The sequence below is a fragment of the Rhizobium croatiense genome (assembly GCF_019793465.1).
In the GTDB taxonomy this organism is placed as follows: Bacteria; Pseudomonadota; Alphaproteobacteria; order Rhizobiales; family Rhizobiaceae; genus Rhizobium; species Rhizobium croatiense.
In genome coordinates this window covers 23191-33822 of sequence record NZ_JAILYJ010000013.1, presented here as the reverse complement: position 1 = coordinate 33822, position 10632 = coordinate 23191, and the positions used below count along the sequence as shown (strand labels likewise).

Genomic DNA, 10632 nt, shown 5'->3' with positions numbered 1-10632 from the left:
CTCACGCGAACGCCCGCAACCTGCGGATCGTCTCCTCCGCCTCGCCGATCGCCTCCGGCGTTCCGACAGTCAGCCAGTGCCCATCGAGCACCAGGCCGAAAAGCCGGTCGCGTGCGATCGCCTTGTCGAAATAGATATTCAGATTGAAGGCATCCTGTGGCGCATCGTCGAACAGCGACGGGTTCATGGCGATCGCGCCGGCATAGACAACGGGATTGGATGGATCGTCGCGGTAACGCCTCAGCCGGCCGTCGGCTGCAAGGCTGAAGTCGTTCTTGCCGTTGTGACCCGTGGTATCTTCGATGCCGACACAAAGCAGCGCCATGTCCATCTGATCGGCATCGAAGAATCCGGCTAAGCGCTGCAGGTTCGTCGGCCGTCCCGGCTGCTCGCCGATCCAGAAGAGGTCCGCATTCATGACGAAGATATCGTCTCGGTCGAGCAGCCTCAGTCCCTTCGCCAGCCCGCCGCCGGAATTCATCAGCCCGTCCCGCTCGTCGGATATGATGATCTCGAGGCCGCGATAATTGCCGAGATGGGCGAGCATCTGGTCGGCATGGTGGTGAACGTTGACGACGGCCCGTTCGACGCCGGCCGCCACCAGCGCGTCCAGCGCATAATCGATCATGGCCTTGCCGTCGATCTTCACCAGCGGCTTCGGGATCGTGTCGGTGATCGGGCGCATGCGGGTTCCAAGACCCGCGGCCAGTACCATGGCTTGTCTGATGGTCATCTTGATCCGGAATTTATGATTCGCTCTGGCCTATTCCAGCCCTTGCGCACCAATCGCGCAAGGGGGCAAGCGTCTCATGCTCGAGCGCGACGTTGAGATAGGCGAGCGTGCGCGGCATATGTTTGAGATAGCCGGGCTTGCCATCCCGCTGCAGCAGCCGCACCCAGAGACCGGCAAGTTTGCAGTTGCGCTGCGCCGACATGATCGCCCAGGCCCTCATGAATCCGGCTTCGTCGAAACCGCCCTGCGCACGGCGATGGATGAGATAATCGTCCATCAGCTGCCGGAAGAGTTCCGGCTCGATCGTGACGCGTGCGTCCTGGACGATCGAGGCAAGATCATAGGCCGTGGGGCCGATCATGGCATCCTGAAAATCGATGAGACCGATCCGTCGGACGCCGGTCTCCTGCGGGCGCCAGATGATGTTCGGCGAGTGGAAATCGCGCAGCAGCAGGTTCTTTTCGGCTGCGGCGAGCTCATCGATCAGCGCGTCCCAGATCGCCAGATAGTCCTTGCGCTCTGCGTCCGAGGGTGCGGAGCCGCGCTTCCAGGCGATGTGCCAGTCGAGCACAAGCTGCACTTCCATCTTCATCGCGGTGCGATCGAAGTCGGGAATATGATGCGTGTGTGCGGCGGAAACGGGGATATCCTGCGGAAACTGCATGGAATGAAGATGGGCAAGGCAGGCGACGCTTTGCCGGTAACGCTCGGCGATCGGCCGGCCGGCGTCATCGAGCACGCCTTCGGTGCCTAAATCTTCGATCAGCAGGATGCCCTGCTCGTAATCGACCTTGTAGATCTCCGGCGCTGCAAAACCCCGTTCGCGCAACGCATCGGCAATGGCAACGAAGGGATAGGCGTTCTGTGCCAGATGCGCGACCTTGGGATAGGGCTTGCCGTCGTAGACCGGCGGCCCTTCGGGATGCGGGCGCCAGTCCATCAGGATTTTTCGCGGAGCAGCGTCCGGATAGATCGCTTCATAGGCGCGCAGCGACGCATCGCCGGTCAGGAAGCGGCGTTTGGCGTCGGGATAGCCGGCCCCGTCGAGGAAATCGCGGATCGCGAAGACCCGGCGGATGCGCTGGGCCTGCTGGCCGGCGGCCTCGATCGTTGCCCGGCGACCGCTGCCCTCATGCACCAGCGCCAGGGCGATGCGCTCTGTCGGCAATTCGCTCTCAGCCATCTCCGGCCATTCGACGAGGCAGATGCCGTTCTCCAGCGCCTCGTCGAAGCCGAGCTCCGTCAATTCGCTGGCGTCGCCGAGCCGATAGAGGTCGAAGTGCGAAACCGGGATCCGCAGGTCGTAGGATTGCACCAGCGTGAAGGTCGGGCTCGGGACCTCAAGCCCATCGTCATCGGCCATGGCACGCAGGATGGCTCGGGCGAGCGACGATTTGCCGGCGCCGAGGTCACCGGAAAGAGCAAGGCAATCGCCGGCCTTCAAGGCGAGCGCCAGATCTTCACCGAGGCGAATGGTGGCCGCCTCGTCCTTCAGGAAAAGCGAGATCGTATTGGTGGTCGTCATTCGGCAGCGGCGGAATGGGGGATATTGACCGAGGGGATACGGCAGACGACCGTCGTGCCCTTGCCCGGCTCGCTGTCGATCCTCACGTCGCCGTGATGCAGGCTGACGAAACTGTCGACGATCGAAAGGCCGAGGCCGGCGCCGCCGCGTTTTCCGCTTTTAGCGCCCGTCGCGAACCGGTCGAACACGGTCGCGATCATGTCGGGCGAGATGCCGGGGCCGCGATCGCGGACGGAGAAAACGAAATCCGTGCCTTCGCGTTGGCATTCCAGCGAAATCGAGCTGCCCTCCGGCGAGAAGTTCGCCGCGTTGGAGAGAAGCTTCAGCAGGATCTGCTTCAGCCGCTGCGGATCGGCGACGATCGAACCGAGATAGGCAGGCGCGGTGATTTCGAGCGCCACGCCGCTTTCCTGCAGCCGATCGGCGATCTGCATCGAGACGTCGTCGAGCAGGTCGTTGAGATCGATTTCCGCATAGTTGAGACGCATGATGCCGGCATCGACGGTCGCAAGGTCGAGAATATCGTTGACGAGCGTCAGCAGAACCGAGGACGAGGTCGAGATATGGTCGATATATTCGGCCTGCCGCTCGTTCAGCGGCCCCACACCCTGCGTGCGCAGCAGGTCGGTGAAGCCGATGATATTGGTCAGCGGCGAGCGCAATTCATAGGAGACGTGCTGGACGAAGTCGTTCTTCAACTCGTCGGCCTTGCGCAGCGCCTCGTTCTTTTCGGTCAGCGCCCGCTCGGCCCGCACGCTGTCCGTCATATTGACGAAGGTCAGCATCGTCTGCGCGTTCGGCAGCGGGATGACGGCGTAGTCGAGCACGAGGCCGGAGAACAGTTCCAATGTCCCCTGGCCCGAGCGGCGCTCGTCGTCGAAGCTGGTGATCAGTTCCGCGAAGGTCTTCCAGCCGTCCGGCCGGTCGTAGGAGGGGGCGCAGGCCTCGCCGAGTGCACGAATATGGGTGCCGGGCTTGGCCTCGGCTTCGGTGATCCCCCAGAGCGCCCGGAAGGCCGGGTTCGATAGACGGATGCGTCCATCCGGACCGAACACCGCCACACCTTCGGAAAGATGGTCGATCGTTTCGCCTTGCACCTTGACCAAGGTGTTGTAGCGCGTTTCGAGATCGACCTGCTCGGTCAGGTTTTCGAACACCCAGGTGGCGCCGCCCTGCGGATGGGCGGTGGCGAAGACGCGCAGCGTCTGACCGTTCGGCAGGTGCCAGAGGTCCGATTGCGTATCGAGCGCGCGATAGACGGAAAGCGCCGCTTCCTTCCAGCTTTTCCAGTTGAGCTGGTCCGGCAGCTTCTTGGCCGCCCGCAGGCGCTCGAGCAGCTCGCTATTGTCCGGCCGGCCTTCGAGAAAGGCGATATCGAGCTCCCAGAGCGCCACGAAGGCCTGGTTGTAGAATTGCAGCCGGCGCTCGCCGTCGAAGATGGCGACGGGCGTGGCGAGATGGTCGAGCGTCTCGGCATGGCTTTTCAGCGTCCGGTCCAGCTCGGCGCGCACCGCCTCGATATCGGACACGTCGATCGCCATCCCGGCCGAGCCGCCGGGAAGCGTGACGTCGACGACATCGAAGAATGTTCGGTTGCCATGCACGACCGTCGAGATCGTGTCGTGGAACGGCGATTCCGGCGTCGTCGTCGCGCGAATGCGTTCGCGCGCCACCGTCGTCAGCATCTCGCGGCCTTCATTGATCGCCTGTTGGGGCGAGCGCGCCTCGACCGCGTCGCCATAGGCCTGGTTGACCCAGGTGAGGCGACCCGCCGGGTCGCGCTGCCAAGCCGGCATGTCGATCGCGTCGAGCATGGTCTGGAACGCCGAGATCGACGTCATCAGCCGGTCGCGCTCGATCCGGAGTTCGGCAAGCTCGGCGCGCAGATTGTTGAGCGCCACGAAGCGGACGAAGGCGCGTCCGCCGGAAACTCGGCCCTGCGCCTCGAGGATCTCATCGCGGATGGTCTCGACCACCATGTCGAAGCTCTGCGCCTCGTCGCGCAGCCGGTCGATCGCCTTTTCCAGGTCAGCGGCGGAGCGTGATTTCAGCCAGAGGCCGAAGGCCAGGAATTCGCCATCCTGCGGCGCGCCGGTCTCCGGCGGAAGCTGGCCGAGCAATTCAGGACGGGCATTGCCGTCCCAGATGACGATCCGCCGGTTCTTGTCGGCGATCAGCGCTTGATATTGTGAAATGCGTTGCTGGGCGTCTGAGAGCGCCGAGCGGACTTCCCGGCTCTCGTTTTCCAGATTGCCGCGCTGGCGCACCAGCCAGAGCGTCGAAAGCAGGGCCGCCGATATGACGCCGATGACGACGGAAACGCCGATGACCTGTGAGGAGGTGAAGAGGTGAGCCGAGGCTGCCGCCTGCTCGCTCTGGGCCAGAACCGGCCGTGCCAGCGCGGCAAGCGCCGTGCCGGCCGCGCAGGTTTTCAAGAAGCGCGCCAATGATCCATGCTCTTGCTTTGCGGCCTCGTGTGCCGTCGCAGATTTATAGTCTTGGCCTGCCGTCGGCGGGCGGTGATGGGCGCGAGCGCCGTCGTCCGCCTGACCGGGCAGGCTGTTTTTCAATTCCGACATCCGCGGTATGTCTCCGTCCTTCAATGTGCCGCATTACGACAAGACATCCCATTTTCGGAGCGGTCGGACGGGGTCCGGCGCCACGAATCAAGTCTTAAAACAATACTTCGGATGGGAATCGGCGGGAAGGGAGCGGCCAAAAAATAAGCCGCGGCATTTGTCAATGCCGCGGCTTCTACATCTTGTGGATATCGATGATGAGATCAATATCTGTAGTGGTCGGACTTGAACGGGCCCTTCGGCGAGACGCCGATATAGGCAGCCTGCTCTTCGCTAAGCTGGGTAAGCTTCACACCGAGCTTGTCGAGATGCAGGCGCGCGACCTTTTCATCGAGGTGCTTCGGCAGGATGTAGACCTTGTTCTCGTACTGGCCGGGCTTGGTAAAGAGCTCGATCTGCGCCAGCGTCTGGTTGGTGAAGGAAGCCGACATGACGAAGGACGGATGACCGGTGGCGTTGCCGAGGTTGAGCAGGCGGCCTTCGGAAAGCAGGATGATGCGGTTGCCCTTGGGGAATTCGATCAGGTCGACCTGCGGCTTGACGTTGGTCCACTTGAGGTTCCGCAGGGCGGCGACTTCGATTTCGTTGTCGAAGTGGCCGATATTGCCGACGATCGCCATGTCCTTCATCTCGCGCATATGGTCGATGCGGATGACGTCCTTGTTGCCGGTCGTGGTGATGAAGATGTCGGCCGAGGAAACGACGTCCTCGAGCAGCACGACTTCATAGCCGTCCATCGCCGCCTGCAGGGCGCAGATCGGATCGGCTTCGGTGACCTTGACGCGGGCGCCGGCGCCGGAGAGCGAAGCGGCAGAACCCTTGCCGACGTCACCGTAACCGCAGACCACGGCGACCTTGCCGGCCATCATCACGTCGGTGCCGCGGCGGATGCCGTCGACGAGCGATTCCTTGCAGCCGTACTTGTTGTCGAACTTCGACTTGGTGACGGAATCGTTGACGTTGATCGCCGGGAAGGGCAGCAGGCCCTTCTGGCTGAGTTGGTACAGACGGTTGACGCCGGTCGTGGTTTCTTCGGTAACGCCCTTGATCGCATCGCGCTGCTTGGTGAACCAGCCCGGCGAAGCGGCAAGGCGCTTCTTGATCTGGGCGAAGAGGATTTCCTCTTCCTCGGAATGCGGATGGGACAATACGTCCTCGCCGGCTTCGGCGCGAGCGCCGAGCAGGATGTACATGGTGGCATCGCCGCCGTCATCGAGGATCATGTTGGAAAGGCCGCCATCGGCCCACTGGAAGATCTTGTCGGTGTAGACCCAGTAATCCTCGAGCGACTCGCCCTTGATGGCGAAAACAGGAACGCCGGCAGCGGCGATCGCCGCAGCGGCATGATCCTGCGTCGAGAAGATGTTGCACGAGGCCCAGCGGACTTCGGCGCCGAGGGCCACCAGCGTTTCGATGAGCACGGCCGTCTGAATGGTCATGTGCAGCGAACCGGTGATGCGCGCGCCCTTCAGCGGCTTTGCGTCGCCGAATTCGGCGCGGCAGGACATCAGCCCCGGCATTTCGGTTTCGGCGATCGTAATTTCCTTGCGGCCAAAATCCGCAAGCCCGATATCGGCGACGACATAATCTTTTTCAGTGCTCATAGAGGTCTCCAGGCTGAAAAACGTCTCAAAAATTGGCGCAGGCGCGAAGATGACCGCGCGACGGATAGGCCGCGTGCCGATGCATATCGCCCGGATATGTGCAGCAGTTCCGGGATCGCGAGATGCACAACCAAAGAGCCAAACCGCATTGCATGAACTAGGTTCGATGCGACACGCTTCAGCGCACGGCATGTCCGCCGTTTAGCAGGCTTCCGATGGGAAGGCAATAAGGATATAAAGAAGTCTTTATATGTTTATATGAACTCGGCCTGGTAAGCTCATATCTCTTCGCCGAACCGGTTTTGGATCAGCTGGTCCAAGGCCTCCAGCGCTTCCTCGGCCTGGCTGCCGCTTGCCGAGACGACGACGCTGGAGCCCGGGCTTGCCGCAAGCATCATCAGCCCCATGATCGACGTGCCGCCGACCGTCATTCCGTCCTTGGAGACGGTGATGGCGGCATCGAAGGTCTCGACCATCTGAACGAATTTGGCGGAGGCGCGCGCGTGAAGGCCGCGCTTGTTGATAATGAGGAGTTCCCGGGAAAGCGATGTCATGAAGCGCCGTTATTTTCCGCTGAGCACACGGCTCGCGACATTGATATATTTCCGGCCGGCTTCGGAAGCCTCGACCAGCGCCTTCTCCATGTTGTTCTCGCCGCGCACCCCGGCGAGCTTGATCAGCATCGGCAGGTTGACGCCGGCGATGACTTCGGTGTGGCCGCTGCTCATGACCGATATGGCGAGATTGGACGGCGTGCCGCCGAACATGTCGGTCAGGATGACGACGCCATGGCCGTCATCGGCGCCGGAGACGGCTTGCAGAATGTCCTGCCGTCTCTGGTCCATGTCGTCTTCGGGGCCAATACAGACCGTCTCGATGAATTTCTGAGGACCGACGACGTGCTCGACAGCATGACGAAACTCTTCAGCCAGCTTGCCATGAGTGACAAGCACAAGTCCGATCATGATATTACTGCTCCCATATACGCAAACGATGGCTGAGATATCGCAATGCAGCAATTACGTCCACCGGTGGGGGCACATCTTGGCGATGAAAAGCCGAAGTGCAAGATAAAAATGCAAACATATAAGGCAGATTGATCAATCTGGAAGCCTTCAATCGCCGATATCAGGCGCTTTCGCCATCAGGACTGCCAGCGGTGACGGCACGCCTGTGAGCAACCGCAACGCGGGAAGCGAAAAACCGGCGGCGAGGCTGACGATTTCGCCCTCGGGGGGGACACGGTTTTCGCCGGAAGCACTGCCTGGAAGCACGGCATAATGCATGGCCGCCCGAGGGATATGGTCCAGCCGGACGATGCCGGTGCCGCGCAGTTCGATCAGCCCGGCGATCGACGACGGGCAGGTGGCGATCACCGAGCCTGCCTCTCCTGACAGCAGCACCTGATCGTCGGCAACCAGCGCCGTGAAGAGACCGAGCCGGCGGGCCTCCGTCATGCAGGTAAAGGCCAGCATCGATTTGCCCCAGCCGGAGGGCCCGCAGAACAGGAGCCCCGTCCTGCCCACGACGATCGCCGTCGCATGGATGTTGGGAGCCTCGCTCATGCTGCGGCATCGAGGGGCAGGGCGAGGATGAAGCGCGCGCCGAGTATGCGCCCGCTCTCGCCCTCGGTGATGTTTTCCGCCCGCAGCGAACCGCCATGGGCTTCGGCGATCTGCCGGCTGATCGAAAGGCCAAGGCCGGAATTCTGGCCAAAACCTTCCGATTCCGGCCGATCCGTATAGAAGCGCTCGAAGATCCGGTCGATATTCTCCGCCTGGATGCCGGGACCGTTGTCCTCGATGGTGGTGACGCAGCGCGACCGTGTGCGCACCAGCCGCACGGTGATCTTGCCGCCCTTCTCTGGCACGAAGGATCGGGCATTTTCGATCAGGTTCGTTATGATCTGGCCGATGCGCAGGTCGTGGCCGTTGACGACGAAGCGCGTCTTGATGTTCGGCTTGCGCTCGATCGCATATTCGATCTCCACCTGCTTCTTGCTGCCCCTGATCTGGCGGGACACGTCGATCAGGTCGCGCAGCAGCACTTCCATGTCGACGGAGCCGGCATCGACGCGCGCGAGTTCGGCGTCGAGGCGCGAGGCATCGGAAATATCGCTGATCAGGCGGTCGAGACGGCGGACATCGTGCTGGATGACATCCAGCAGTCGTTTCTTGGAATCCTCGGATTTGGCGAGCGGCAGCGTTTCGACGGCGCTGCGCAGCGAGGTCAGCGGGTTCTTGAGTTCGTGGCTGACATCGGCCGCAAAGCTCTCGATTGCATCGATGCGGTCATAAAGGGCCGTCGTCATCTCGCGCAAGGCGATGGAAAGATTGCCGATTTCATCCTGGCGGGCGGAGAAGTCGGGGATCTGCTCGCGTGTTTTGGCGCCGCGGCGCACCCGGATGGCCGCTGCCGAAAGACGGCGCAACGGATTGGCGATGGTCGACGACAGCACCAGCGAAAGCAGCACGTTGACGAGCGTCGCCACGCCGAAGACCCGCATGATGGCAAGCCGTTCGGCATGCACGATATTGTCGATGTCGCCAGCCTGCGTCGACAAGAGCAGCACGCCGAGCACGGCGCGGAAGCGCTGGATCGGCACGGCGACGGAAACGATGAGTTCGCCCTTCTCCGTGGTGCGCACGACCGCGCCGCGCACGCCGGTCAGCGCGTTCATGACTTCGGGATAGATCGAACCGTCGCCGCCCGGTGCTTCCTTATAGAGCGGCAGATTGCCGGGCTGCAGCGCCTTGTTGAACAAGGTCACGAACCAATCGCTCCAGGTCTGCTTCTCTTCCTCGACCGGCGGCAGGTCGAAGCGCAGCACCTGGCCACGCGAATAAAGGTGACGCGAATCGAGCAGCAGATTGGCGTCGGCATCGAAGATGCGGGCGCGTGTGCGCGTCGGAGAGATCAGCCGGCGCAGGACGGGGGCGACCTTCTCGGGATCGATCGGAAACTCCAGGTCCTCGTCGTTCGGCACCGGGGTGATGCTCTGGCCGGCCTGCAGCTCGAGCAGCTTCTGCGGATCGATGGTGATCGAATTCGTATCGACCGATGCGGAGGCCGAAACGGCGCCGGCGATGATCTCGCCCTGGGTCAACAGGCTTTCGGCGCGGGCGTCGATCAATCCCTCGCGAAACTGATTGAGGTAGAGGATGCCGCCGACGAGCACGAGCAGCGCGACGAGATTGAAGAAGACGATGCGCCGCGTCAGGCTCGAAAAGACGGCATTGCCGAAGATGCGGCGAATCAGCGTGAAGGGATGCGACCAACGGCGGCCTCTGACGCGACGGGTGCTCACGCCCTCCGCATCGTCCAGATCCCTTTCCTGCACCAATTGTGCCAATGACAGGCCCTTTCGAAGGGTGGGGCCGGATAACCGGCCCGCAACCCTCAATTATGTCTCGCGCTGCGCCGTCGAGGCTCAGGCTGCTTCGCGGAACCGGTATCCCACTCCGTAGAGCGTTTCAATCATATCAAAATCGGTATCGACCATCTTGAATTTCTTGCGCAGCCGCTTGATGTGGCTGTCGATCGTCCGGTCGTCGACATAAACCTGTTCGTCATAGGCAGCATCCATCAGCGCGTCGCGGCTCTTGACGACGCCCGGACGCTGCGCCAGCGAATGCAGGATCAGGAACTCGGTCACCGTCAGCGTCACCGCTTCGCCCTTCCAGGTGCAGGTATGGCGCTCCTGGTCCATGACCAGCTGACCACGCTCCAGCGAACGGGCCTGCTGCACGGCCCCGGCCTTCGGCGTGCCGCTCGGGCTCGTGCCGCCGGCGGCCGCGGCTTCGCGGCTCGAAGCGCGACGCAGGACGGCGCGCACGCGCTCCACCAGCAGGCGCTGCGAGAAAGGTTTGGTAATGAAATCGTCGGCGCCCATCTTCAGGCCGAACAGCTCGTCGATCTCCTCATCCTTGGAGGTGAGGAAGATGACCGGGATATCCGATTTCTGCCGCAGGCGGCGCAGCAGCTCCATGCCGTCCATGCGCGGCATCTTGATATCGAAGATCGCCAGCTGCGGCGGTCGCGCCAGAAGGCCATCGAGCGCCGAGGCACCGTCCGTATAGGTCTCGACCTTATATCCTTCGGCCTCCAGCGCGATCGACACCGAGGTGAGGATGTTGCGGTCGTCGTCAACGAGCGCGATTGTCGGCATGGTGTTGGTCTCCGTCATCAGTG

At 62.4% G+C, this 10632-nt stretch carries 9 protein-coding genes; all 9 read right to left on the bottom strand.

Going from position 1 to position 10632, the window contains the following annotated elements:
• Nucleotide 1: 1 nt before the first annotated feature.
• On the bottom strand, nt 2-733 hold the full coding sequence (locus K6M89_RS20595; protein ID WP_222140774.1) for a nucleotidyltransferase family protein: 732 nt from the start codon (nt 731-733) through the stop codon (nt 2-4).
• Between the two features lie 13 nt (nt 734-746).
• Nucleotides 747-2258 (bottom strand): tRNA (adenosine(37)-N6)-threonylcarbamoyltransferase complex ATPase subunit type 1 TsaE, encoded by a 1512-nt coding sequence (gene tsaE / locus K6M89_RS20590; RefSeq protein WP_222140773.1) that lies wholly within the window; start codon nt 2256-2258, stop codon nt 747-749.
• A complete protein-coding gene (locus K6M89_RS20585; protein WP_222140772.1) occupies nt 2255-4837 on the bottom strand; it encodes a sensor histidine kinase in 2583 nt (860 codons plus the stop codon). The genes tsaE and K6M89_RS20585 overlap by 4 nt, the downstream gene beginning before the upstream one ends.
• Nucleotides 4838-5040: 203 nt before the next feature.
• Nucleotides 5041-6441 carry an adenosylhomocysteinase gene (gene ahcY, locus K6M89_RS20580; RefSeq protein ID WP_012482107.1) on the bottom strand — a complete coding sequence of 467 codons (1401 nt, stop codon included), beginning with the start codon at nt 6439-6441 and terminating at the stop codon, nt 5041-5043.
• 278 nt (nt 6442-6719) lie between these two features.
• Nucleotides 6720-6995, bottom strand: coding sequence for an HPr family phosphocarrier protein (locus tag K6M89_RS20575; protein ID WP_003571382.1), 276 nt, complete (start codon nt 6993-6995; stop codon nt 6720-6722).
• Nucleotides 6996-7004: 9 nt separating this feature from the next.
• A complete protein-coding gene (locus K6M89_RS20570; RefSeq protein ID WP_004672623.1) occupies nt 7005-7406 on the bottom strand; it encodes a PTS sugar transporter subunit IIA in 402 nt (133 codons plus the stop codon).
• Between the two features lie 150 nt (nt 7407-7556).
• Nucleotides 7557-8006 (bottom strand): HPr kinase/phosphorylase, encoded by a 450-nt coding sequence (locus K6M89_RS20565; protein ID WP_222140771.1) that lies wholly within the window; start codon nt 8004-8006, stop codon nt 7557-7559.
• Nucleotides 8003-9793, bottom strand: coding sequence for a sensor histidine kinase (locus K6M89_RS20560; protein WP_097584054.1), 1791 nt, complete (start codon nt 9791-9793; stop codon nt 8003-8005). Before K6M89_RS20560 ends, K6M89_RS20565 begins: the two co-directional genes overlap by 4 nt.
• A gap of 78 nt (nt 9794-9871) precedes the next feature.
• Nucleotides 9872-10609 (bottom strand): response regulator transcription factor, encoded by a 738-nt coding sequence (locus K6M89_RS20555; RefSeq protein WP_190233656.1) that lies wholly within the window; start codon nt 10607-10609, stop codon nt 9872-9874.
• Nucleotides 10610-10632 lie beyond the last annotated feature (23 nt).